The 24,824-nt window shown below is 54.9% G+C and carries 21 protein-coding genes and 1 tRNA gene; 16 read left to right on the top strand and 6 right to left on the bottom strand.

The annotated features are described in order from the left end of the window. Positions 1-362: 362 nt before the first annotated feature. From GKC41_RS08460 to GKC41_RS08445, 4 genes are all read left to right on the top strand, one after another. Positions 363-1,028, top strand: a complete 666-nt coding sequence (locus tag GKC41_RS08460; RefSeq protein ID WP_195760226.1) for an NAD(P)H-binding protein — start codon at positions 363-365, stop codon at positions 1,026-1,028. 197 nt (positions 1,029-1,225) lie between these two features. Further along, a complete protein-coding gene (locus tag GKC41_RS08455; protein WP_154313812.1) occupies positions 1,226-1,978 on the top strand; it encodes a tyrosine-protein phosphatase in 753 nt (250 codons plus the stop codon). A gap of 68 nt (positions 1,979-2,046) precedes the next feature. Next, complete coding sequence (locus tag GKC41_RS08450; protein ID WP_324612117.1) at positions 2,047-2,985, top strand: aldo/keto reductase; 939 nt, start codon at positions 2,047-2,049, stop codon at positions 2,983-2,985. Positions 2,986-3,204: 219 nt separating this feature from the next. Beyond that, the gene (locus tag GKC41_RS08445) at positions 3,205-3,456 is read left to right on the top strand and encodes a hypothetical protein (protein ID WP_154313810.1); all 252 of its coding nucleotides are present in this window, start codon (positions 3,205-3,207) and stop codon (positions 3,454-3,456) included. 211 nt (positions 3,457-3,667) lie between these two features. Here GKC41_RS08445 and GKC41_RS08440 read toward each other — a convergent pair whose 3' ends face one another. Together GKC41_RS08440 and GKC41_RS08435 are read right to left on the bottom strand one after the other, a co-directional pair. Beyond that, the gene (locus GKC41_RS08440) at positions 3,668-4,486 is read right to left on the bottom strand and encodes a nitroreductase family protein (protein ID WP_154313809.1); all 819 of its coding nucleotides are present in this window, start codon (positions 4,484-4,486) and stop codon (positions 3,668-3,670) included. Positions 4,487-4,592: 106 nt separating this feature from the next. Continuing rightward, positions 4,593-4,958, bottom strand: a complete 366-nt coding sequence (locus GKC41_RS08435) for a DUF4235 domain-containing protein (protein WP_154313808.1) — start codon at positions 4,956-4,958, stop codon at positions 4,593-4,595. A 40-nt stretch (positions 4,959-4,998) separates the two neighbouring features. Here GKC41_RS08435 and GKC41_RS08430 point away from each other — a divergent pair, with 40 nt between their 5' ends. The 6 genes from GKC41_RS08430 to GKC41_RS08405 all read left to right on the top strand — a co-directional run bounded on the left by GKC41_RS08430 (position 4,999) and on the right by GKC41_RS08405 (position 11,868). Continuing rightward, positions 4,999-5,709 (top strand): histidine phosphatase family protein, encoded by a 711-nt coding sequence (locus GKC41_RS08430; protein WP_154313807.1) that lies wholly within the window; start codon positions 4,999-5,001, stop codon positions 5,707-5,709. 228 nt (positions 5,710-5,937) lie between these two features. Further along, positions 5,938-6,993 carry a LacI family DNA-binding transcriptional regulator gene (locus tag GKC41_RS08425; protein ID WP_154313806.1) on the top strand — a complete coding sequence of 352 codons (1,056 nt, stop codon included), beginning with the start codon at positions 5,938-5,940 and terminating at the stop codon, positions 6,991-6,993. Positions 6,994-7,160: 167 nt separating this feature from the next. Continuing rightward, positions 7,161-8,444: an extracellular solute-binding protein gene (locus GKC41_RS08420; RefSeq protein WP_195760225.1), complete on the top strand. Its 1,284-nt coding sequence runs from the start codon at positions 7,161-7,163 to the stop codon at positions 8,442-8,444. Between the two features lie 48 nt (positions 8,445-8,492). Further along, entirely contained in the window at positions 8,493-9,377 is an 885-nt protein-coding gene (locus GKC41_RS08415; protein WP_229281743.1) for a carbohydrate ABC transporter permease, read from the top strand. Then, positions 9,370-10,293, top strand: coding sequence for a carbohydrate ABC transporter permease (locus tag GKC41_RS08410; protein WP_229281740.1), 924 nt, complete (start codon positions 9,370-9,372; stop codon positions 10,291-10,293). Before GKC41_RS08415 ends, GKC41_RS08410 begins: the two co-directional genes overlap by 8 nt. Positions 10,294-10,476: 183 nt before the next feature. Next, the gene (locus tag GKC41_RS08405; protein WP_229281739.1) at positions 10,477-11,868 is read left to right on the top strand and encodes a glycoside hydrolase family 32 protein; all 1,392 of its coding nucleotides are present in this window, start codon (positions 10,477-10,479) and stop codon (positions 11,866-11,868) included. On the opposite strand, the gene GKC41_RS08400 is transcribed toward GKC41_RS08405, so the two are convergent. Further along, positions 11,865-12,893, bottom strand: coding sequence for a LacI family DNA-binding transcriptional regulator (locus tag GKC41_RS08400; RefSeq protein ID WP_154313803.1), 1,029 nt, complete (start codon positions 12,891-12,893; stop codon positions 11,865-11,867). The genes GKC41_RS08405 and GKC41_RS08400 overlap by 4 nt on opposite strands. A gap of 83 nt (positions 12,894-12,976) precedes the next feature. Continuing rightward, positions 12,977-14,728 carry a glycoside hydrolase family 13 protein gene (locus GKC41_RS08395; protein ID WP_154313802.1) on the bottom strand — a complete coding sequence of 584 codons (1,752 nt, stop codon included), beginning with the start codon at positions 14,726-14,728 and terminating at the stop codon, positions 12,977-12,979. Between the two features lie 445 nt (positions 14,729-15,173). Here GKC41_RS08395 and dnaK point away from each other — a divergent pair, with 445 nt between their 5' ends. From dnaK to GKC41_RS08370, 5 genes are all read left to right on the top strand, one after another. Then, a complete protein-coding gene (gene dnaK / locus GKC41_RS08390) occupies positions 15,174-17,072 on the top strand; it encodes a molecular chaperone DnaK (protein WP_154313801.1) in 1,899 nt (632 codons plus the stop codon). Between the two features lies 1 nt (position 17,073). Beyond that, positions 17,074-17,799, top strand: coding sequence for a nucleotide exchange factor GrpE (gene grpE / locus GKC41_RS08385; protein ID WP_154313800.1), 726 nt, complete (start codon positions 17,074-17,076; stop codon positions 17,797-17,799). Between the two features lie 147 nt (positions 17,800-17,946). Continuing rightward, positions 17,947-18,951 carry a DnaJ C-terminal domain-containing protein gene (locus GKC41_RS08380; protein ID WP_154313799.1) on the top strand — a complete coding sequence of 335 codons (1,005 nt, stop codon included), beginning with the start codon at positions 17,947-17,949 and terminating at the stop codon, positions 18,949-18,951. A 52-nt stretch (positions 18,952-19,003) separates the two neighbouring features. After that, entirely contained in the window at positions 19,004-19,534 is a 531-nt protein-coding gene (locus GKC41_RS08375) for a heat shock protein transcriptional repressor HspR (RefSeq protein ID WP_154313798.1), read from the top strand. A 202-nt stretch (positions 19,535-19,736) separates the two neighbouring features. Beyond that, positions 19,737-21,386, top strand: a complete 1,650-nt coding sequence (locus GKC41_RS08370; RefSeq protein WP_154313817.1) for a DEAD/DEAH box helicase — start codon at positions 19,737-19,739, stop codon at positions 21,384-21,386. 351 nt (positions 21,387-21,737) lie between these two features. Here the strand turns inward: GKC41_RS08370 and GKC41_RS08365 are convergent. Both GKC41_RS08365 and GKC41_RS08360 read right to left on the bottom strand, forming a co-directional pair. Next, positions 21,738-21,810: transfer RNA gene (locus tag GKC41_RS08365), tRNA-Ala, on the bottom strand. A gap of 300 nt (positions 21,811-22,110) precedes the next feature. Further along, complete coding sequence (locus GKC41_RS08360; RefSeq protein WP_154313797.1) at positions 22,111-22,938, bottom strand: IclR family transcriptional regulator; 828 nt, start codon at positions 22,936-22,938, stop codon at positions 22,111-22,113. A 308-nt stretch (positions 22,939-23,246) separates the two neighbouring features. Between GKC41_RS08360 and GKC41_RS08355 the strand changes: the two genes are divergently transcribed. Continuing rightward, positions 23,247-24,632, top strand: coding sequence for an MFS transporter (locus GKC41_RS08355; RefSeq protein WP_154313796.1), 1,386 nt, complete (start codon positions 23,247-23,249; stop codon positions 24,630-24,632). Positions 24,633-24,824 lie beyond the last annotated feature (192 nt).

Here is a 24,824-nt window from a genome sequence, read left to right as displayed (position 1 = left end):
GCACGGCAATGGTACTGCACCCGGAAGAGTGTGGGAGAGTAGCACACCGCCGCCACAACACGTGAATAAGGGAGGCATCCTCAGGAGAACATTCCTGAGGATGCCTCCCTTTTTCATATTCGAATCAAATAAATGTTTAGCAGTCTCTGCTGTCCTGCACAAAGTAGAGCGCCAAATAATCAAACGTGGCCAAGCTAAACACGAAAGGCCACCTTGTACGTAAGCAGTCCGCGATTCGATATTCGTAAGCACTGATCCGGAAATTCATGCTTGGTTTGCCACATCTGTTGTTTATGGCGCGGGACACCTAGAATGAAAAGCAGCCAAATCAGGTGTGCGAACACCGTATGCAAAGAAAGCGGATGAGCATGGGTAAAAGAATCATTCTTGTAGGAGCCACGGGCAGAGTGGGTGCATCGGCCCTCGAGGATCTGGTCAACGCCGGCCACGAAGTGATAGCCTGCGCACGAGTGGCCTCGAAGATTCCCGCCAGCCAGCAGGTGGAGCCCATGACCCTGGATCTGCATGACCCGCTCTCCCAAGTCACCGACGCGTTCCACAAAGCGCATGCGGAGGCGGTTGTCTTCACCGCAGGCTCACGCGGCAAGGACATCAACCAGATCGACGCCCTGGGAGCCATGAAGACCATAGAGGCAGCCAAAACGGTCGGCATCACCAGGTACGTCATGTTGGGAGCCATGTATGCGGCAGACTGGCTGCGCTGGGAGCAGCCCCGGGTCAAACCCGCCATCGACGCCCTTGCCGACTATTACGTAACCAAGAACATGGCCGACCAGTACCTGATCGGCTCCGGTCTGGACTACACCATCATCGAGCCAGGCAGCCTGACCGAACAGACCGGCACAGGAGCCATCCAGGTAGAACCAGACGGCCCTGGACCCATACCGATCCCCGACGTGGCACAATGCCTGGCCGACTGCGTCGACCTTCCCCAGACCACAGGCAGGATCTACAACATCATTGGGGGAGGCACACCAATCAAACAGGCCCTGACCGCAGAGCAGTGACAACACCAACCGACCAAGCCCCCACAAGAAGCTTTTGCCGCGAGACTATGGCGTGTCTGTACAGCAACGGTGATGGTACCTTGGTTGCATTGCTTGTTGGTTCTTGCTGTTGATCGCGCGCTGGCGGACTGCATCCCAGTGACCTTTATGAAGGTGGGGTTGGCGTGGGGACTGGGCGCAACCGAAGGAGGTCGTTAATGAACATCACCAATTTTCGCGATTTGGGAGGCATTCGGACCATTCACGGCCGCCGGGTTCGTCCCTATAAGTTCATCCGATCGGGACAGCTGGTGGGTCTGGACGAAGATACGAAGAGGGAACTGGTCGACCGCTACCGGGTGACGCAGGTCGTGGACTTCCGCCGGCCATTTGAGAGACAGGAAAGTCCGGACGACAGGATCGATGGTGTGACCTTTACCAACATTGATCTGCTGGAGCAAAGTGGTACCAACGGCGCCAGCTTGGACGATTTCGCCTCGCTGGGTTTAGCGGATCAGGTCAACGGCCACATGTTGAATGTCTACCATGACCTGGTCATGAGCCCTGCGGCCCAGCAGGGTTATGGAAAGTTCCTGCGCATCGTTGTAGGCAACACGCAGGGGGCTACGCTCTTCCATTGCTTTGCCGGCAAGGACAGGACCGGGTTCGCCGCGGCCCTGGTGCTCTGGCTGCTGGGGGTGGACGACGACCAGGTATTCGCTGACTACCTGAAGACCAACCAGGAGAGGGTCGCGGCCAACAACCAGCTGCTGGACCAATTCCGCGCCAAGGGCTTCGACCAGGATTCACTGGACGCACTACAGATTGCGCTCTGCGTCAAGAAGGAATACCTGGCCCATGCCCAACAGACCATGATCGACGCCTATGGTGATGTCTTCGCCTATGCACGTCAGGCTCTAGGGTTCGGACCGGAGCAGGTGGAGGTCCTGCGCAGCAACCTGTTGGAATAACCCTGCAAGGCTGGAGGTGGCTGGGACGGGTAGACTCGAGCTTAGACGTCAATTACGAGGAGGACATTGTGCGATACATGAATTTAGGACGGTCAGGATTCCGGGCCTCCCGTGTGGCCCTGGGGGTCATGCGGATTGATCAGAAGAGCCGCGAGGAAGCGCGGACCATTGTGGAGACGGCCATGAATGCGGGCGTGGACTTCTTCGACACAGCCGATTGCTACCATGCAGGGGCCAGTAGCCGTGCCTTGGGACAGGCTTTGAAGGATCTGAGCGTAGACCGGGACAGTGTGGGCATCCAGACCAAGTTCGGCATCTTCCGCAACCCGGACAGCGACCAGATCACCCGCTACGACTTCTCCAAGGATCACCTGCTGAAGGCCCTGGATGAGGAGCTGGTCAACCTGCAGACCGACCATGTCGACTTCGTGCTGCTGCATCGTCCCGACACACTGGTCGACTTGGACGATCTGGCCGAGGCCTTCAATGAACTGCAGATCAGTGGAAAGGTTCGGCACTTCGGCGTCAGCAATGTCAACCCCATGCAGGTGGAGCTCCTGCAGAGCGCGGTAAGCCAGCGCCTGGAGGTCAACCAGCTGCAATTCGGACTGGGACACACCGGCATGGTCGACCAGGAGATTCACGTCAATATGGGCGATGATCCCAGCCTGGACCATGATGGCGGTCTTCTGGCCTATTCGCGGCTCAAGTCCATGACCATTCAGGCCTGGAGCCCCTTCCAGACCGGATACTTCGATGGGGTCTTCCTGGACAATCCACGCTATCCCGAACTCAATGCCGAGCTGGACAAACTGGCCAAGCAGCACGGGGTGTCCAAGAGTGCAATCGCAGTGGCCTGGATTCTGCGGCATCCCGCCGGCATACAGGTGCTCCTGGGATCCATGAACCCTGAGCGCATCACCCAGATGGCCGCTGGTGCGGATGTGGATCTGACTGCCCAGGAATGGTACGACCTCTATCTGAGCGCCGGTCACGACCTGCCCTGATCCCTGGTAGGGCCGCTCACGTCCGCCCGTTTTCTGCCCGGTTCTACCGCTTCGGGTTATGAAGGATTGCGCCCCGCCGTCTGATCTCGCATCAATGTTCTTGCGTCATCTGGCAGGGCCAGCCTGGTCGGGCATCGGACACCGTGATTGCAAAAGAAGTGCAGAGGGATAGTCAGATCGAGGATGGTCGGATCGGTTTCGAGGTAGTCGTACGCTGTCATGCATTATTTCACCCCACGACGTTGCGCTGCTACGTCCAAGATCATGTATCACGATCGGGCCAAAGCCCAGCAGGCCGCCGACCGCAGCATGGTCGAACGCGACGTTCTTCTATGGGTCTACCGCTGTGATTACTGCGGAAGCTGGCATCTGACCAGTCATGAGCCGGGCTCCTACCAGCGCATAAGGACGGTCTCGCGAGCTTCGAAACCACACAGCCGCAAACGTGGGTACAAGCCTCGTCGCAGGTGAGGCAGTCATCGCCTCTGCAGCCCATGCGTGCTTGATGTTACCGAGTTGATCCTGATTCTTTCTGACGGCTCCAGGCAGCAAGATTGGATTCCGCCGATCTCGCTGCCTGGGGCTAATCCGTCTCTACCTATTCGCCTAAGGCTGGTGAACTTGGCTGTTGAACTTATCTGCTGATTCCTACGGTTTGTCTGGCTTGCAGGAATTTCGTTGCCTAGCAGGCTGGGTCGAAGCCCTGTCGGCGGATCGAATCCAGCATGGGTTCATGACCGGAGGCGGGATTGCGAACCTTGTCGGCCATTATGGCGCTGAATGAGCGGTGGGGATCGTCCATGTGCCGGATGTCGCGATAATAACGGGTGACCGTCTGGTCGAAGTCGGCCAAGGCATCCTTCATGTCTGCATCATCGTCGGCCCGCTGATAGGTGTTGGTGAAGATTTGCGCCTGACGAGGCATCCTGGGCTTGGGATCCGGATCCTGTGCCGGGTGGCCGATGGCAAGACCCAGCACCGGATAGACCAGCTTGGGCAGCTTCAACAGATCAATCAATCTGTTTGTGTCATTGATGACGCTGCCCAGAATGACTCCTCCCAGGCCCAGCGCGTTGGCTGCGGTCTCCATGGCGTGCAGGGCCAGGACCGCATCGTTCTGTGACTGCAGGAAGACATAGCCGGAGTTGAGCAGGGTGGTATCCGGATCCACATCATCGGCGAATCGTCGGACCAGATCGGCATTACGGCGCTGATCCGCCAGGAAGATGTAGAGCAACGGAGCTTCGGCGACATAGCGCTGATGGGCCATATCGGCGATGGCAAGCGCCTCATCGTGATCCGTAACCCTGATGGCCGACCATTCATGGAAGTAGCGGCTGGTCGCTGCATGCTGGGCCGCCTGCTCCAGCAGGGCGATGGTCTGGTCGTCAACCGGTTCGTCGGTGAATCCGCGGATGGAGCGTCGCTCAAGCAAGGTCCGTATGGTGGGATTGTCGGTCGGATTTGCGGCCGGGGTTTTCTGTGAATTTGATAAGGTCATTTTGACATTCTGGCCGCCAACGCCTGCCAATGCAAGACCTTGTCGTCAAAATCACGCAATCAGCGTTATCTGGACCGGTCTGGTTATCAGTCAGCGTCCCTTGCTTTCAGCGCTGGTGACGACGGTCGATCAGAGCCTGGGAACCACGCTCGAACAGGCCGGAGACGAGGGCAGTGACGGCTGCCGACAGAACGCCGAAGAGTAGGCCGGCGGTAGCGCTCTCCTGATCCTCTTCAGGGCTGTCCACGCCTCCGTTGCGCTTGCGGACCAGTCCGCTCCAGAAGGCCTGGAAGAGTTTGCCTGCCAGCAATGCAGCGATGCTGGGAAGCGCGAACTTGACCAGCTTGTCTGTCAGCGAGTCCGGATCCGATTCAATAGAGTTGCGCATGTCATTCACCTTGCCATCCACCTGATGAAGCATGCCGACCACTTGGTCGGCCATTCCGCCAGGTTCCCGTCCTGAGTCCGTCATAGGTCCATTATCCCACACGCCTGGGGTTAAAATACCATGCATGGGTACTGTGGAAAACGCGGCGGGCAATGATGCCTCGGCTGAGAGTGAAGGCTACGCCGTGTTGTTACGGCATGGTCAGACTATTTGGAGCAAAACAGGACAGTATACGGGACGCACTGATATTCCCTTGACTGACCAAGGATGTGAGCAAGCTAGAGAGGCTGGTCGGAAACTGGCCAAAGCCTTTCCTAAGGGGTTCGACGCTGGTTGTGTTTTTTCCAGCCCTCTGCGACGTGCCAGGCAGACAGCTGAGCTGGCCGGCTTTCCTGATCCGACACCGATGGATGAGATTCTGGAGTGGGATTATGGTCCGGCTGAGGGGCATCGTCCTCAAGATGTTGTGGCTAGTCTCGGCCGTGACTGGAAATTGTGGGTCGACGGCCCGCGGGCCCTGGGCATCAAGGAACTGACCGGTGACCGAGTGGTCGTTCTGCCTTCAGGCAATCGTGTTCCAGTGCACGTGACCTGCGGTGAAAGTCTGGATCAGGTGGCCGCTCGTGCGCGAAAGATAGTCGAATGGCTTGAACCCCAGGTGTGTGCTGGGCGGCATGTGCTCCTGGTGGCGCACGCTCATATTCTGCGCATCCTGACCACGCAGTGGTTAGCCTTAGACCCAAGCAAGGCACAGTTGTTCAGGATGAATACAGCGCGTTACGGTGTTCTTGGCATCTACCAGGGGGAACGCGTGCTCAGGCAGTGGAATGTGTGACTCGACTCTTCACCATTACCTTTGCTGATGGTGTAATACCTTGCCTCTAGGCAACAGTCTTTTATGTGCGTCAGCTGTTCCTTACTTGGTTGACTTGCTGCTTAGGAAACATTTGCGTGACAGGCCGTAGCACCGACGGTATTATCACAGGTATTAGGGGAATAGCAGCAGCTCCGAATAGTGCTTTTTGGTATTCACGAGCGGTCTGTGGCATTAGGATTGGCATTTATGGTCACACTGCAGGATGTCGCCCGCGAGGCTGGGGTGTCGATAGCTACGGCGTCTTGGGCCATTAATGATAATAGACATGTCAGGATTCCTGAAGCGACGCAGGAAAGGGTTCGCAAAGTAGCTCAGAAACTTGGGTATAGGCAGAATGCGCTGGCTCGTGGTCTGGCACGAGGGCAGTCCGATTTGATTGGTTTTATCAGCGATGGAGTTGCGACATCTCCATTTGCCGGTCAAGTTCTCCAAGGAGCGCAGGATGAAGCTTGGAGGAGTAATAAGCTGCTGCTCGTCATTGATACAAATGGAGATGATGAGATAGCAAGCAAAGCTTGTGCCTTCATGCTGGAACATCAAGTGGAGGGAATAGCATATTCCAGTTGGGTACATCATTTGGTTACTCCGCCAAATGAATTGTCCAAAGTGAATACTGTACTCATTAATTGTTTTGACTCAGCAATGCGATACCCAGCGGTAGTGCCGGATGAGGTGCAGGGGGGTGAGGCTGCCACAAATCTGTTGTTGGCTGCTGGACACACTCGAGTGGCATTTATAAATGACAAAGTCCGCACACCGGCTTCAGTTTGCAGGTTAAGAGGTTATAAGCAGGCTCTTGCTAAAGCAGGTATACCTTATGATCCCTCGTTGGTTATCCTGCGGACTGCTGATCAGGAGGGTGGCTACAGCGCAGCTGAAGCGGTTTTAGCAAGCGGCGCAGATTCGGTATTCTGCCATAATGATCGCACGGCAATGGGTTTGTATGATGCCTTGAAAAGTAGAGGGAAACGCATACCAGAAGACTTCTCGATTGTCGGATTTGATAATCAAGAAGTAATAGCGAATCACTTGCATCCTGCACTTTCAACGGTAGGGCTACCTCAATACGCGCTCGGAGTTCTCGGGATACGTTTATTGCTCGCAAACAATAGGCAAACGAAACAAAGTTCCGTCGCAAACGATAATAAAGAGTCTGCAAAAACCAATATGAGAATTGTATCCAGGCAAGAAACGTTGGTGCCGTGTCCAGTGGTGAAACGTCGATCGGTCAAACATGTTTGACTGATAAGCATTAGATAACCAATGGCATTGCTGGCTTAACGGAATAGTGAGTTGACAAACATAAAACCGCCGGTCTATATTAATGCTTAATCGCTTAAATGTTTAAGCGATTAAGCGGTGTGATGGAGCCAGCTATAAGCCTCATCAATCTGATCAAGGAGGTTCAGATGCAAGTCCGGATGAAGGCCATCGGAGCTCTTGCAAGCATAGCGTGCATGATCTCAATCGGTGGATGTGGCAGACAAAGCGATTCATCTTCGGCCCAGGACAATACTGCATTAAAGACGATTGATGCTAAACCAGCCAAAGGCGAAATAACAATGTGGGCTATGGGTGCCGAGGGGGAGGCTATGCCCAAGTTCATTAAACAATTCGAACAGGAGAATCCCGATGTGAAAATCAAGCTCACCACTCTCCCCTGGAGCAGCTATAGAGAGAAATTCCGTACTGCTGTTGCCTCAGGTACCGGTCCGGACATCTCGATGGCGGGCAATGCCGATCTAGCGGCATTTTCTGATGCATTCTCGCCTGCGCCATCGAATTTTGACCTAATGGATATTCCGATGTCATTGCGAAAAATCTCGAATGTCAACGGACGACAGATAGCAATACCCTTCTATGCCGATCCGCGAGTCATGTTCTACCGCACTGATATCGCCCAACAAGCCGGATGGAACCGCGCTCCCAAAACGTGGGATGAACTGAAGCAAATGGCTTCAGACGTTCGGAAGGTAGATGGAGTCAGCTCTGGAATTTATATAGGACCGGCAGGTACTGACTCCTTCCAGAATTATCTCTTCTGGGCTTACTCCAACGGAGCTTCAATAATGAATGCCGATCATTCGAAATATACCTTTGATACGCCTGAGTTCAAAGGAGCTTTGGAATATACCACTGATCTATTTAAGACTGGTATCGCGGATCCGAATGTAAGTATTGAAGCGGGAGCGGATTTGCAGCAGTTCGTAGCCGGGAAAATACCCATTATGTTCACCTCGCCATATGCGCTCACAGAGCTTAAAAAGCTAGGCGGCGAAGATTTTAATAATAGGTATGCAACTGCTGTTTTGCCAAAAAGCAAATCTTCAACTTCCTTCGTTGGCGGTGCCAATGTGGCTGTTTGGAAAAATTCGAAAAACAAGCAGGCGGCTTGGAAGTATATTCAATGGTTCCTTAAGCCAGAGACACAAGTTGAATTCTATAAGGCATCCAGTGATTTGCCTGCGTCAACCAAGGCTACTCAAAATAAGGTCCTGTCCGATAATCCAAAGATGGTCCCGTTCCTCGAACAGGTTAAGGATGTTAAGTCTGTGCCATATGCCTCTACCTGGCCCCAGCTTCTTGCATACTCTGATAAAGAGTTTGAACATATTTGCAAAGGTACGGTAACTGTTGATGCCGGACTAGCAGACATTCAAAAGCAAGCCGACTCCTTGGGCGTAGGAAAGTGAATTGGTTTTATGCGTCGAGATAGGAACCAATCCTCTGACGTGAAGGCGATGACGGTCCTGCGCCGCCGCAGGACCGTCATCGCCTGGGGATTCTCTTTACCATTCGTCATTGTTTTCGTGCTGTTTATGCTGGTGCCTCTGTTGTCATCGCTGGCAATGTCTTTCACGGACATAGGCTCTAGTGATATTCAGACGCCTTTCAACGTGAACTTCGTGGGATTCCACAATTTCATGTCTTTGTTCAGCGATAAGCAATTCTGGAGTTCCATGCGGGTTACGGCCTTGTTTGTTTTGGTTGGTTTGCCCCTTACCATGGCTGTCGCTCTGGCTTTGGCTGTGGCTCTGAACAAGGGACTGCGCCGTGTTAATGCCTTTTTCCGGGCACTGTTCTATGCGCCAGTGGTGGCATCAACCATAGCCATAGCAGTCGTGTGGCGATACATTCTTCAGAACGATGGCTTACTTAATTCATTGCTTGCGATAATTAATGTGCAAGGTCCTGACTGGCTACATGATACACGAACCGCGTTGCCTTCTTTGATCGTAATGGCAACCTGGCGGAATGTAGGAACCTTGATGATTATCTTCATCGCAGGTTTGCAGGCCATACCAACTGAGGTTTTGGAAGCCGCATCTATGGATGGGGCTGGAGAATGGACAAAGTTCAGGTGCATTGTGTTGCCGCTGCTGAAACCTACGCTTCTGCTTGGCGCGGTTCTGCAATCAGTCTCGTATCTGCAATTCTTCGATGAACCGTTTGTGATGACTGAAGGAGGGCCTCTTGGGTCTACCTTGTCAGCTTCGTATTACATTTACGAAAAATTCGGATTCGGGCAATATGGTATTTCTTCCGCAGCCAGCTATGTCCTATTTATCATCATCGCAGCGGTCAGTGCTCTTCAATTCAGATTGATGAGGAATAAGGATGACTGAATCAATGAAATCATCGGTAGCAGTTCCATCGAGTCGACAGCGTCAATTGAGAATGACGGACGAAATCGTCCCTGATAACCGCCCTTCGTTATGGAGGAGGTTTCGTAAAGCTCACGGTATTACATACACTGTTCTTACTCTCTTCGCTTGCATTTGGATCTTTCCCTTCTTTTGGATGATTTTGGGATCGCTGAAAACCCAACGCGAGATCATGAGAATACCTCCTACCTTTCTTCCCCAGAACCCGACTTTTAGTAACTTCACGCGCTGGTTTACCGAACTTGATTTCGGCACTTTCTTTATAAACAGTGCTATTGTTGCCGTCGTCACAACATTAGGGAATCTCGTATTCTGTTCAATGGTTGGGTATGCTCTGGCCAAAATCGATTTCGCCGGCAAGAACTTACTCTTCGGACTGGTAATGATAACTTTGATGGTGCCGAGTGTGGCAACTTTTGTGCCGTTGTTTGTCATCATTACGAACATGCACATGCTCAATACGTACATGTCCCTGATATTGCCTTTCTTGACGCAGCCGTTAGGTGTCTTTTTGATGAGACAATTCATGATGGGTATTCCAGATGCTCTATTGGAGGCTGGAAGGATAGACGGTGCAGGCGAGTTGCGAATTTTCTTCCAGATCGTTCTTCCTCAATGCAAGCCACCTATGGCGACTCTGGCTGTCTTAACATTTCTCTCTTCTTGGAATAACTTTCTTTGGCCACTCGTTGCGGCGCAGTCAAACAAAATGTATACGCTGCCTGTTGCCTTGTCCTTGTACTCCACGGGTCAGCAGGCTACGGACTATAGCATTCTTTTAGCGGGTGCGGTACTGGTCGTTACCCCGATTCTCTTGCTGTTCATCTTCCTGCAGAAGTACTTCATCCAGGGGGTGACAATGAGCGGTATCAAATAACCAAGCATTGGAATCGATTCTCGGTTTAAGTGGAGCCCAAACGTGTCGACTGCAACTGAATGTAAAGGTGTTGCTGTTTAGCCACGGAATTCGGTCCGCATCTCCGCAGATCGTAAATTCCTTTAATTGCAATTAACCTGTTGCGCATAATCGCCCAGCAGGTTGTGGCTCATGAAAGGGCGCATGATGAACAAATTGTATTATCAATTTCCGGGCACTTGGTTCGGTGACTGTATGCCGTTTGGCAAAGGTGATGAATTCTATCTATTCCACCAGAGGGATACGCGTAGGCCTGTTCCGTTTGGTGAGCCATTTGGGTGGAGCTTGGTAACGACCAAGGATTTTGTCCACTATCAGGATCACGGGGTGGTATTGCCCCCTGGAGGGAAGGATGATCAGGATCAGTTCATATATGCAGGGAGTGTGTGTGAGGCAGAAGGTCAATATCACATTTTCTATACTGGCTATAATCGTGACTATTCAGCAAAACAGCTAACTTCTCAAGTTCTCATGCATGCGACCAGCACGGATCTGCTTCATTGGCATAAGACTAATGATGAGCTTACTTTCAAACCTCAGCCAGGATATGATGCAGATGACTGGCGTGACCCATGGATTATATGGGATCCTGACAATAAGCGGTATTTGCTGATCCTAGGGACTCGCTTGCAAGGGCCGAAAACTATGCAGACAGGCCGAACCGTTCAGTTTTCCTCTCAGGATTTGCAACATTGGAATTTTGAAGGTGACTTCTGGGCTCCTGGAATGTATACCATGCATGAAATGCCAGACCTTTTTAAAATTGGGGATTGGTGGTATCACATTGTCACTGAATACAGTGATCGGCATGGAATGACATATAGGATGTCCCATAGCTTGAAAGGTCCCTGGATTGCCAAATGGGATGATGCTTTTGATGGCAGTGCATATTATGCGGGTCGTACTTTCGAGCTGAATGGCAAAAGAGTGCTATTTGGCTGGGTTGGTACCAAAGAGCATAATGCCGATGATGGCAATTACGAATGGGGAGGTACTTTCGTGCCTCACCAGATATCTCAACGCGATGACGGAACACTTGCAGCCGCACCGGTTGATACCTTGTGGTCGGCCTTTGCTGAAGGAGAGTGTCTGCCGAGTCGCACTTTAACTGGAGTGTATGAGCGCAGCGTTCAGACGCTCGCTTCAGAATGCGGCTCCCTATTCGCATTTGAAGCTGATTTGTCATATGACAAGGGGACGAGCTCATTTGGTGTTTTAATCAATGGTAATCCGAAAACTGGCGAAGCCTATAGATACATATTCAATGTGAGTGAGCAACGCGTTGAATTCGATGGTGTGCCTAATTATCCTTGGTTTACAGTTATGAATATAGGTTTAAATAGGCCTATCCAATTGGCGCCGGGGCAAGTTTGTCATCTTCAGGTGATTGTCGATGACACAATAGTTACAATGTATGTTAACGGTGTGGCGTTGACCAGCAGAATGTACAGCCACCATGGCGGTACGCTCGGGGCTTTCGTGACGAACGGATCAATTCATCTTTCGCATATGGAGTTGCATCGCGGATTACGCTAATTGACCAGTATCGCATCAAGATTCTTCGGTGGAGCTGTACTGCTTCGCTCGATGAGAGCGGCAGTACAGCTTTCAAAAGGAGCATTCGTCTTTCCTGTACTGAGCAGGTCAAGTATTTTGGCGCCGGTGATTATACCCAGCTGAATCGGCAGTTGCCTTATGGTTGTCAATCCCATTTCTCTGGCATAACGGCTATCGTCGAATCCGATTATGGAGAATTGACCAGGGACCGCAACGTTTCTACGTCGTAATTCCAATAACAATGGAATGGCAATTTCGTCGTCCTGACAAGCTACAGCTGTCGGTCGGCTCTTCATCGTCAAAAGTCTGTCAGATAGGACTTCTGCCATATTCGGCTTGCGCTCAGTCATTATTAGTCGCGGATTGATACCCTTGAGTTTACAAGTCCGAGCGAATGATTCCCAACGTCTATTTGCACTGAAGCGCAGTATATGTTCTGCCGTTCGAGTTGCGACAAAAACGATGTTCTGGTGTCCTAATGACATGAGGTGGTTGGCCATAATAGTTCCTCCGTGAAGATCATCCGTATTAACGGAGGCGGCCATCCTTGAATCGATAGGCGAATTTATGCCGATTAGTGGGACACCCATAGTCGCTAATCGGTCGATTTCGCGGGTCTTAATATCGAATGATGAGACAATGACGGCATCTACGTTGCGGCGCTCAGGCAGATCATCGAAAAAACACTGCTGTTCCCCGTAAGTTCCGATTTGCCAGATTGCGAGATCGTACTCTGCTGGGCGAAGAACCGCATTCAATCCTTCCAGAATCGAAGCGTTGAACCATGAGCGGATTGGGCCGCTGACTAATAAAGCAATCCTGAATGCTCTGCCGGATTTTAGAGCTGTTGCTGATCGAAGAATAGTAAAGTCAAGTTTTCGAGCCATTTCTATGACGCGATGCCTGGTTTTCGCCGAGACGAGGTCGGGCCTGTTGAACGCTCTGGATACAGTTGATACAGAAACATGCGCAGCGGCGGCAACTTCTTGTATGGTTGCTCCCATCGATACCTTTCTATCAAGAATCCCAATGAAATGAATAAGGGCGAGTTGTCATATTCTTGTGGACATGCAACCCGCCCTTGGAATCATATGTTCAGGTTGACCCACGCTGTCGTATCTTTTAGTAGCTTTCCTCCAGGACAATCTGAGGAGGCAATGATGATTCTCCCGTCAGGTAGAGAGATGGGCGTTTCTCCAAAGTTGGTTATTACAGCTAATCTAGAGTCTTTATGAATAGTTGGTCTGCTGTATGCTATGACATGTCTGCTATCGTATTTCCGTAGCCACGAAAGCTTTGTATCCCTTGTTTTGGTGAGGAGCTTTTTCCTCACCTCTATAACGCTCTTGTACAGCATCAACATAGAGGAGCTATCTTCGCGCTCGCCTTCGACGGTGAAGTCTTTGAACCATAAAGGCTGTGGAAGATGGGGGTTAGAGGGAGTGCGACTTTCAGTATCCGAAAATCCGAAGGATGCGCCAGTACCAAAATGCTTGTTCCAAACGGCTGGATCTGGCATATCCCGAGAGGACCAGGGAAGTGGTACACGACATCCGTCGCGTCCCTTTTCCTTTAAAGCCCCTTGTGATCGAACCGCAGTGGGGTCTTCGAGCATGTTCCATGGTATGTCTGCAACTTCGAACAAACCCAGTTCTTCGCCCTGATAAACATATACAGATCCTGGTAAACCCAGTTCAAGAAGAATAGCTGCTCGTGCCCTTTTGGTTCCAAGCGTTCTGTCCTCAAAATATGATTCACCGTTCCTGAGTACCCAGTCCTTGGCAATTTGATGCTGAGTCCTTGCGGGCACTTGTGGGAGCGCGTATCTGCTGGCATGGCGCACAATATCATGATTACTCATGACCCACGTAGCAGTTGATTTCGATCGGTCGGCTGACATCAGTCCAGCCAAGATTGCACGTTTCATCGATTCGGCTGTCCACGCGGCCTTTGCAAATTCGAAATTGAAGACTTGGCCTAGTTCATCTTCAGAGGAATACAAGTATTGATGATCCGGGTCCACCCAGGCTTCCCCTACTGCAAACCTAGGAGGGGTATACTCATTGAAAACTTTCCGCCATTTCTTGTATATATCATGCACTTCCGGTCGGTCCCATAGTGGGTTGGCCCCGTCAGGATTATGTTTATCTTGCAGACTCCATTTGTTTAGATCATTGAGATCACGAGTCAATACATCTTTAGCCAGTCCATGGGCAACATCGATACGGAATCCATCGGTTCCATGATCGGACCAGAACCGCAGGGTCTCAAGAAAGTCCTTGCGCACATCTTGATTAAGCCAATTGAGGTCGGGCTGTTCTTTCGCGAAAGAATGCATATACCACTCACCATCGCCAACAAGCTCCCATGCTGAGCCGCCAAATTCTGCAATCCAGTCAGTCGGCGGTATCTCACCATTCTTGCCGCGGCCATGACGGAATATGTATCTATCTCTGGCTGGTGAACCCTTTGGAGAAGCCAGCGCTTCCTTGAACCAAGGGTGTTGATTGGAGGTGTGGTTTGGGACGATGTCTACGATCACACGGATGTCAGCCTTATGCGCGGCGGCGACCATGTTATCGAAATCCGCTATTGTGCCCAAGCGTGAGTCAACATCACGGTAATTGATGACATCATAGCCGCCATCAGCTAAGGCCGATGGGTAAAAAGGGGAAAGCCAGATGGCATCGATGCCCAAATCTGCGAGATAATCGATTTTTGAAGTGATTCCTGGAATGTCGCCGATACCGTCATTGTTTGAATCTTTGAAGCTGCGCGGATAAATCTGATATACGACAGCCTGTTTCCACCAATCGCTGCTGCTTTGATATGAATGCATGTTCTTCCTTTTGCTGCTTCGCTTTAGAAGCGTCGTCGTTGACTTGTGTATGTGATTTTTCCTGTGTCTAGTGCTAATGCAAAGCGCATTGGTCCGCACTCGTCTTTTATCATATGAAGCATTGATGACAACGTTTGCAAATACTAACCATGCTGCGTCTCAAGTTGTGTCTGGTAAGTGGCGAAAACGGCATATTAGGGGTCTGGCCGTTGTGGGATATGAAGTGTCTGACATGATTGAAGTCAGGATTGTCGTGAAAAAGGGAATAATATTTGCCAGAAGAAGTTGAGTGATGTAGGCTCAAGTTTCGGAGTGGTCATGATGGCTGCTTGCCCGGGCCGACGGGAGCCGGCCATCGGGACCACGAACGAAGCGCGAGCGGAGAACGTGAACGATGAGGTGCGGGCCAGAACCCACGCCTCAATTACATCAGGAGGTAACGAGTATGGCACGTGCAGTTGGCATCGATCTGGGAACCACCAATTCCTGCATTGCAACCTTGGAGGGCGGCGAGCCCACGGTAATCGTCAACGCTGAGGGCGCGCGGACCACGCCGTCGGTGGTGGCATTCAGCAAGTCCGGCGAGATTCTGGTCGGCGAAGTGGCCAAGCGCCAGGCGGTCACCAACGTGGACCGGACCATCAGCTCGGTCAAGCGCCACATGGGCACCGACTGGTCCGTCGAGATCGACGGCAAGAAGTGGACCCCGCAGGAGATTTCGGCCCAGATCCTCATGAAGCTCAAGAGGGACGCCGAGTCCTACCTGGGCGAGCCCGTCACCGACGCGGTCATCACCTGCCCTGCATACTTCAATGACGCTCAGCGCCAGGCCACCAAGGATGCCGGCAAGATCGCCGGTCTGAACGTCCTGCGTATCATCAACGAGCCCACCGCTGCAGCTCTGGCCTACGGTCTGGAGAAGGGCAAGGAGGATGAGCGCATCCTGGTCTTCGATCTGGGCGGCGGCACCTTCGATGTCTCCCTGCTGGAGATCGGCAAGGATGACGATGGCTTCTCCACCATCCAGGTCCAGGCCACCAACGGTGACAACAAGCTGGGCGGCGATGACTGGGATCAGAAGATCATCGACTGGCTGGTCAGCGAGGTCAAGAACAAGTACAACGTGGATCTGTCCAAGGACAAGATCGCCCTGCAGCGGCTCAAGGAAGCTGCTGAGCAGGCCAAGAAGGAGCTGAGCTCCTCCTCGTCCACCAGCATTTCCATGCAGTACCTGGCCATGACCCCCGACGGGACCCCAGTCCACCTGGACGAGACCCTGACCCGGGCGCACTTCGAAGAGATGACCTCCGACCTGCTGGGCCGCTGCCGCACGCCCTTCAACAACGTGCTGCACGATGCCGGCATTTCGGTTCAGGACATCGATCATGTGGTGCTGGTCGGCGGCTCCACCCGTATGCCCGCCGTCAAGGACCTGGTCAAGGAACTGACCGGCGGCAAGGAAGCCAACCAGACCGTCAACCCCGATGAGGTTGTGGCTGTCGGCGCTGCCGTGCAGTCCGGCGTCATCAAGGGCGACCGCAAGGACGTGCTGCTGATCGACGTGACCCCGCTTTCCCTGGGCATCGAGACCAAGGGCGGCATCATGACCAAGCTGATCGACCGCAACACCGCCATCCCCACCAAGCGGTCCGAGGTCTTCTCGACCGCCGAGGACAACCAGCCCTCCGTGCTGATCCAGGTCTACCAGGGCGAGCGTGAGTTCGCCCGCGACAACAAGCCTCTGGGGACCTTCGAGCTGACCGGCATCGCTCCGGCCCCGCGTGGCGTTCCTCAGATCGAGGTCACCTTCGACATCGACGCCAATGGCATCGTGCACGTCTCCGCCAAGGACAAGGGCACCGGCAAGGAGCAGTCCATGACCATCACCGGCGGTTCCGCTCTGCCCAAGGACGAGATCGACCGCATGGTCAAGGAGGCCGAGGCCCACGAGGCCGAGGACAAGCAGCGTCGTGAGGATGCCGACACCCGCAATGCCGCCGAGTCCGCCGCCTACCAGACCGAAAAGCTGGTCAACGACAACAAGGACAAGATCTCCGACGAGGTGGCCAAGGAGGTCACCGACAAGGTCAACGCTCTGAAAGAGGCTCTGAAGGGCGAGGACATGGACAAGATCAAGAACGCCCAGAGTGAGCTGATGACCTCTGCCCAGAAGATCGGCCAGGCCCTCTACGCCCAGCAGGGTTCCGCTGACGCTGCAGGCGCTCAGGGCGCTGCAGGTGCCGCTGGTGCTGCATCGGGTGCAGGCTCCTCCTCGTCTGCTGATGACGACGTGGTGGATGCCGAGGTCGTGGACGACGACGACAAGAAGAAGGACGGCGAGTGACATGTCGGCCTTCGACAAGGATGATGCCGGGCCGCTGAAGGGCGACCCGGCCGCCGCCGGCGGACCGGACGGAAACGAGGCCAAGGCCTCTGACGCCGCCTCGATGCCCGACCAGGAAGCGGCTCGCGGACATCACGCCGACAAGAGCGCAGCAGACGAGGGCCAGGCGGCCGGCCAGACTTCGTCGGATTCCTCCGCCAAGGACGGGTCGCCAGCGGATGCTCAGGCTGATGACAAGACTGATGCTGACTCGGCCAAGGAGGACGGTGCCGACAAGGGATCAGATGGACTGACTCCTCTGGGCCAGGCCAAGAAGGAGGCCGCCGATTATCTGGAGGCCCTCCAGCGTGAGCGGGCCGAGTTCGTCAACTTCCGCAACCGCGCCAAGAAGGAGCAGGACATCTTCCGCCAGCATGGCATTGTGGATGTGCTGACCGCCCTCCTTCCGGCCCTTGATGACATTGACAGGATCAAGGAGCACGGGCAGATGGACGACTCCTTCCAGGCCGTGGCCAAGAAGATCGACAAGACCTTTGAGAAATTCGGCGTCGAGAAGTTCGGCGAAAAAGGCGAGGACTTCGACCCCACCAAGCATGAGGCCATCCTGCACAAGCCGGACCCCGAGGCCAAGAAAGAGACAGTTGACACGGTTGTCGAGGCAGGCTATCGGATCGGCGACCGGGTGATCCGGGCCGCCAGGGTAGTGGTGACCTCGCCCGGGCAGTAGCAGGGACGGTGATTGCGGACCTTCCGCAGGCTGAATCGACGCCTTCGCATGCGGCGGCTGGGTGGGTTATGGTCCCGCCCGCCGCCGCACGCGAAAGGGCGGATTCCAATTCGATATATTCGTAGCTTATGAGGAAAGGAGACATGGATGGCTGAGAATGAATGGCTGAGCAAGGACTATTACAAGGTCCTTGGTGTCTCCAAGGACGCCAGCGAAGCGGAGATCACCAAGGCCTACCGCAAGCTTGCCCGCAAATACCATCCCGATCTCAATAAGACCAAGGAGGCCGAGGAGAAGTTCAAGGACATCTCCGAGGCCTACGACGTGCTCAGCAACAAGGAGCAGCGCCAGAAGTACGATGCCATCCGCCAGTTCGGCATGGGGGGAGCCCGGTTCGCCGGAGGTTCCGGCCAGGGCGGCTTCAACACCGATGCGTTCTCGGACATCTTCGGCTCCATGTTCGGCGGGGCCGGGGCGCCGGGAGGCACCCGCATCCGTTTCGGCGACGGTTCGGGGCAGCCGGACTTCGCTGACATCTTCTCCTCCTTCGGCGGGGGTGCCGGCGGTGGCGGCCGGACCGCCTACCAGGAGAGCAGGCCCAGGCCCGTCAAGGGCGAGGATCGCAATTCGAAAATCGGCCTGTCCTTCCGCCAGGCGGTCAAGGGGGCCACGGTCTCCCTGAGCGTGGGCGGTAAGCGCTTCAAGACGCATATCCCCGCTGGGGTGCGTAACGGCCAGCGGATCAGGTTGGCTGGCAAGGGTCGGCCCGGCAGGGACGGAGGCGTCAATGGCGACCTCTACCTGCAGATCAGCGTCCAGCCCAGCCAGCGGTTCACCATGAAGGACAGGGACCTGGTTATGAACCTGCCGGTGACGGTCTCCGAGGCTGCCTTGGGGGCCAAGGTCCAGGCCCGGGACATCGACGACCAGGTCGTCACCTTCAAGATCCCGGCTGGTTCCTCCAGCGGCGACGAGATTCGCATCGCCGGCAAGGGGGTTCAGGACCGTCGCGGCAAGGGAGACCTGGTTGGGCGGCTTGAAATCCGCATGCCCGGTCGGCTGGGCATGGCCCAGAAGAAGGCCATGCGCGACTTTGCCAAGTCCAGTGGCGACTTCGACGAGCAGATTGCCGGGGAACGCATGAAGATATGACGATCCGGGTGCCGGATTAAGTCGGAACGAACAGCGGAAAGGAGTGATGATCATGGTCAGGGTGGATTCCGAGACCAGGCGGATTTATCTGGCCTGCGCTCGCGGTCTGGTGGCCGGGCGCATCAGCCTGGATGCTGCCGACGATGCCGGTCTGGACATCGAACTGCCGGTCTTCAGCGTCGGCCAGGTCGGGCAGTTGGCCAACATCCATCCGCAGACCCTGCGCCAATACGACCGGCTGGGTCTGATTGTGCCGGAACGTACCGAGGGGGGTGCGCGCCGTTACTCCCTGCGGGATCTGGACCGGCTTGGTCAGGCCCAGCATCTGAGCCAGGACGAGTCCATCAACCTGGCTGGCGTGACCAGGATCCTGGCCTTGGCAGAGGAGAATCGTCAGCTGAGGCGTCAGCTGCGTCGCTCCCACCAGTCACAGGGGTCCAGTATGTTCGCAGCCGCCGCCGATGGCCGTGTTGTCGAAGTCAGGCGCTCCAGCAGGGCCCGGCTCTGGCGGCAGGACACGACGCATGACGAGGCAGATCCGACTGATTCCAAATCGCTGATCGTTTGGAGCGTACGTTCCTGAGACAGGTGAGTGGCCTGTGCTATGGTGTACAGGTTGGCCGCTCGCCCAAGAGCTGCGGCTGATCGTCGCCTGATTGCTTTGAGTACGGGGAAACCGCTTGCGCGAAATTCGTCATTCTCTGCTTTGCACGCGGCCTGCGAACTGTCGACCGACAGTACCGTTTTCTTCCCTGTTGTGAAAGGTCATTGTGACTGCTTCATCCATGCCCGATTCCAATTCTTCTAATTCCGACCAATCTGCCGTAGAAACTATGACTTTCGACCAGCTGGGTGTACCTGAACCCTTGGTCCGCGTCCTGCGCAAGGACGGCAAGACCAGCGCCTTCCCCATCCAGCGGGATACCCTGCCTGATGCCCTGGCTGGCCGTGACATCCTGGGCCGGGGCCGGACCGGTTCCGGCAAGACCCTGGCTTTCAGTATCCCTCTGGTGGCTAGACTTGCCGCCGATCAGGAAGGACAGGCCCGCCATGGCCGCGGTGGTGCTGCCGGTTCAGGCAGTCTGCCCCGCCCGCACGGTCTTGTCCTGGCTCCTACACGCGAGCTGGCCAATCAGATCGACGAGGTTCTCAACCCCCTGGCTCAGGCCTACGGCATGCGGACCTGCACCGTCTACGGTGGTGTTGGCCAGGGTCGTCAGGTCGATGCCCTTCGGCGCGGGGCCATGATTGTGGTGGCCTGCCCGGGCCGTCTGGAGGATTTGCTCCGCCAGCACAAGCTCAGCCTGGAGGACGTGGAGATCGCCGTGCTGGATGAGGCCGACGAGATGGCCGATATGGGCTTCCTGCCTGCTGTGGAGCGAATCCTGGCCCAGGTTCGTCCGAGCGGTCAGCGCATGCTCTTCTCAGCCACCCTTGATCACGGTGTGGATGCCGTGGTCAAGCGCTTCCTCAAGGATCCCAAGGTCCACGAGGTGGATTCCGCCACCCAGCATGTGGATCTGATGACCCACCACATCTTCCGCACCACTCAGGCAGCCAAGCACGATCTCGTACGTAAGCTGGCCTCGGGCACTGGCCGGCGTATTCTCTTCACCCGGACCAAGTTCCAGGCCAAGAAGCTGGCCAAGAACCTGATCGACAACGGCATTCCGGCTGCACAGCTGCACGGCAACCTTTCCCAAAACCAGCGCGACCGCAACCTGGGGGCTTTTTCTCGGGGCGAAGTGAAAGTCCTGGTGGCTACTGACGTGGCCGCCCGAGGCGTGGATATCAGTGACGTAGACCTTGTGGTCCAGGTGGATCCGCCAGCCGATCCCAAGTCCTTCTTGCACCGGTCGGGCCGCACAGCCCGGGCCGGTCGTCCCGGCGATGTGGTCACCTTGGTTCTTCCCGACCAGTGGCGTGACACCAGACGGATGCTGCGCATGGCCCATATCGATGCCAAGCCGGTTCAGGTGACTGCCGATTCGCCCGAAGTTACCGAGCTCGTAGGGTCCGTGGCCAAGCCGATCCACGGCTGGTCCTTGCAGGCTGAGCAGCCGCAGGTTTCCGGTGGTCGGCCTGCTCGTAGCGGGCGTGGCGGCCGCAGCGGACATCGGGGCCGTCCCAGGTCAGACAAGCGCTTCGATCGCGGTCGTCAGGGTCGGGCTACAGGCAGGGATCGAGATCGCCGGCCTTCTCGTTCCAGGCGGTCAGATGACCGGCCGAGATTCGATCGTGAGGATGGCCCCTTGGACGGCCGGACCAGAGGCCATCGTCATGCCGGCAGCAGCCAGCGGACCCATGGTCACGATCATGGATACGGCAGCGGCCGCGCTGGCTCTCGTTTTGACGCAGACCGTCGTGGATTCCGCCGTGGTCATCGTCATCATCGTCGCGATGACAACCCCTTCCGCTCTGCCTCCAGGCGCTGATTCACTGAAGGGCGTATTTCAATAATGCGCCCATTGGTGGTTATCGATGCTGATTGGATACGCCGCCTTGGCCCAAATAATTTTGAGTGTTCGCTGAGAAACCACGACTTTACTGATTCCAGAATTGTTGCGCGTATTGACCCTGGTCCCTGCCGGGGTTTTGCTTATGAGACTGCTTGATGATGATGTGTGTCCGACCGATCGATCTGCCATGGCAAGACTAGCTGTGATATTTTGGTATGTTTGGATTGTATTGAATCTGTTGTCAGCTATGCGAGCAACCTGAAACCTTGCCGAGCGTATCGATGCGCAGCAGGGTGGAATAAGAAGGAATCGAACATCTCGACATTGTGGAGCTGAGGGTAGTCGAAACCCCGACCTCTTCGATGCGAACGAAGCGCTCTACCAACTGAGCTACAGCCCCATTCGTTGCCCGACCGTAGCCGAACAACAGAAGTTTACTTTAGCGCGTGCCCCGGCCAAACGCAATTTTCCGGGTTACCAATAAGGTGCTAGTCGGACTGAAATTAAATTCAGCTGTAAGGTTGCCGTTCTTCCCTGGGCCCCTTCTCTTCGACTAAGGATATCGGGCGTGGCTTCCGGGATTGTTTAGGGTTCTTTGTTCCAGCACAGTTTCTCTAGGCCAAGTGCACTCCTGTGCTTCTTGTGGCAGACCGCTACATCTGTGTCGTGCTTGAGATGAATTCATATCGGATATGACCTTTCAGGCTTGGTCCCAAGGCGGCAGTATCCGGGACGTTTTTGGTCCGGTTACTCTTCTCGATATGGCAGTGGCCCCGGCTTTGATAAGTGGCACATAACGTTCCAGACTCGTGCTTCCAGCCGATAGAACGATGCTGACAGCCGCGATGACAGCGTTGGTCCTCCCGAAAATAGGGGCAGCAACCGAATGAACCGAGGCGCCGGGCGTTTGGAGTACAGCGACACGGCGTTGACGAATCAGAGCCAGCGAGGCCATCAACTCATCTGAGGAGGGGCGGGGGATCTGCCAGGTAGGCCAGGTGAAAGTTCCAGTGTTCACTATTTGCCCGATGATGCCCGGTCCGGCGTAGGCGAGTAGTGTCCGTCCCGCTGCAGTAGGGGCCAGGGGCAGTCGATCGCCTATATGGTAGTAGACCGGTATGGGATGCTTGCCCTCCCTGCGGTCGAGGATGACCATTTCCGCCCCATCCAGCGTGCCCAACTGGATGTGCTGGTCTGTAGTTCTGTTCAGATCATCGAGAATCGGCGAGGCCGCCTCCCTGATGGAAAGCATTGGGCGGGCAAATTGAGCGATCTCCATGAGCCTTGGTCCGATGGAGTATGCTCCGCTTCTCTCGCGTATCAGGGCTCCGTGCTCACACAGGCTCTTCAGAAGTCGGCTGGTAGTGCTGGCTGCCAACCCTGTCCGGCGGGTGAGTTGCGTAAGGGTCAGTGTGGGTTCGTCAGAGGTAAAGCAGTCGAGGATCGCGAAGGCACGATCCAGGACGCCAGTGCGTCTGAGCGGCCGGCCCTCTGATTCCTGCTGATACGTCATTGTGTACTCGGTCATCTTGCTTACAAGCTACGGCTTTGGGGAGGGTAAGGACGACGGAATTTCCACTCAGTGGAAGTCAGTTTCAAATCTGCGATGAAAAACCGATACAACAAAATCAACCTACAGGAGGCAGACATGATGGATCGCATGAGTCGGTGCGGACAAAGTTCAAGTCCTGTCGGCGATACTGTCACCTGCGTCTGTCCAAAGTCCCAGATTTATAGGTAGGTCAGTACGTCGACGGGACTTGGGCGGGAGGTTAACATTTCAAGGTCGAGCACGTCACGTCGGCCGATGGTAAGAAGTCCAAAGGAGGGCTTGCGATGAGCAATACAGTTGAGCGAGACAGGGATCAGTCTCCGAATGGGCCCAAAGCCGGAGATCCTGTTGCTTCGGTGGATACGGCTGGGTCGCCAGAGCAGGCACATGCCAATATTGAAGATACTGATAAGGCAGCACAGCCCAGTCACGATCCTGGATATCTTCCACCTGAATTTCCTAATCCTCGCAAGACGATTGTGCTGGTGCTCATCGCTGCCATTGGCCTCTACATTATGAACATGAGCCTGGGCACGGCGCTGTCGCTGCATATCGCAGCAATCATGCCGGACAGAAAGGATTCGGTCTACAGCCATATAACCTCGGTGAGTACATTCCTTATGCTCTTCATGATGCCACTGGCCGGCGCTCTGTCAGATCGGACGATCAGCCGCTTTGGCCGTCGTAGGCCCTGGATTCTAGGCGGACTGCTCTTTTCCATCGTCTGCGGGGCCGTGGTCGGTCTATCCAGTAACGTCTGGGTGATGGGAGTCTTCTTCATCCTGTCGGCCATGGGCATGCAGTCGGCTTTCAACGCTTATTCGGTGATTGCTGTCGAAGGGCTGCCCGACAACCGCCGCGGTACGGTCATGGGTTTGATGGGTCTGTGCGGAGCTCTTGCTTTCTCGGCCGGCACTTATCTTACCGGTGCTCTGGTAGGCAATGGTCTGCTGCTGATGACGGTTCCGGTGCTGTTGGGCCTGGTCGCATCCCTTCCCTTGTTGCTCCTTTACAAGGATCCTGCCAAGACCAAGAGCGAGGTGCCGCCTATGAACGTCCAGAAATTCATTGGCACCTTCTTTGTCAACCCACGGAAGTACCCGAATTTCGGCTGGACCTGGCTATCTCGGTTCCTGGTCGGTCTGGCCATGGCCGCTATGCAGTCCTATTTCATCTACTACCTGATTTCCGGACTGCATATCCCTCTGAATCAGGTAGGCAGCAAGGCTGGTCTTCTGACCTTGTGCTCGGCACCCATTTCCATCATCTTCTTCACGGGGTCCGGTTTCCTGACAGATCATTTGGGGCGCAAGAAGCCCTTTGTGATCTTGGCTTCCATCCTTATGGCGGCAGCCCTTTGCCTCGGTGCGACTTCTCATAATTTCACACAGTTCCTTATAGCATGGTTACTGTTCGCTGTGGGTCAGGCCATGTATCTGACCGTTGATCTGGCGCTGTGCGCAGCCGTCCTGCCTAACAGCGAGGACACCGGCAAGGACATGAGCGTTTTCGGACTAGCAATCAACCTGTCCAGTGTGGTCGTTCTTGCTGCGGCTCCTCTGATCATCAACACCGCCGGTGGACACAACTACGGATTGCTTTGGTTCATTGCGGCGGCTCTGAGCCTCTGCAGCGTTTTTGCCATCCCGCTCATCAAGGGCGTGAAGTAGTAATCGGCTGAAAGGCAGCAAGGAAAGGCATCGATAATGGTTGATTTGGCAAGGCTGGAAGTGTCGCCGGTTCGGTTCGGGCACAGACCTTGGGCTGGCTGCGCATTGGGCTACGACCAACCTTGCCCGTCCTTGTCCTGGCGCTTGTTGAAAGCTCCTGAGGGCTGGAAGCAGGAAGATGTTGAAGTTGAG

It is taken from the genome of Bifidobacterium asteroides, assembly GCF_009683175.1.
In the GTDB taxonomy this organism is placed as follows: domain Bacteria; phylum Actinomycetota; class Actinomycetes; order Actinomycetales; family Bifidobacteriaceae; genus Bombiscardovia; species Bombiscardovia asteroides_H.
This window is presented reverse-complemented; position numbering and strand designations above follow the sequence as displayed.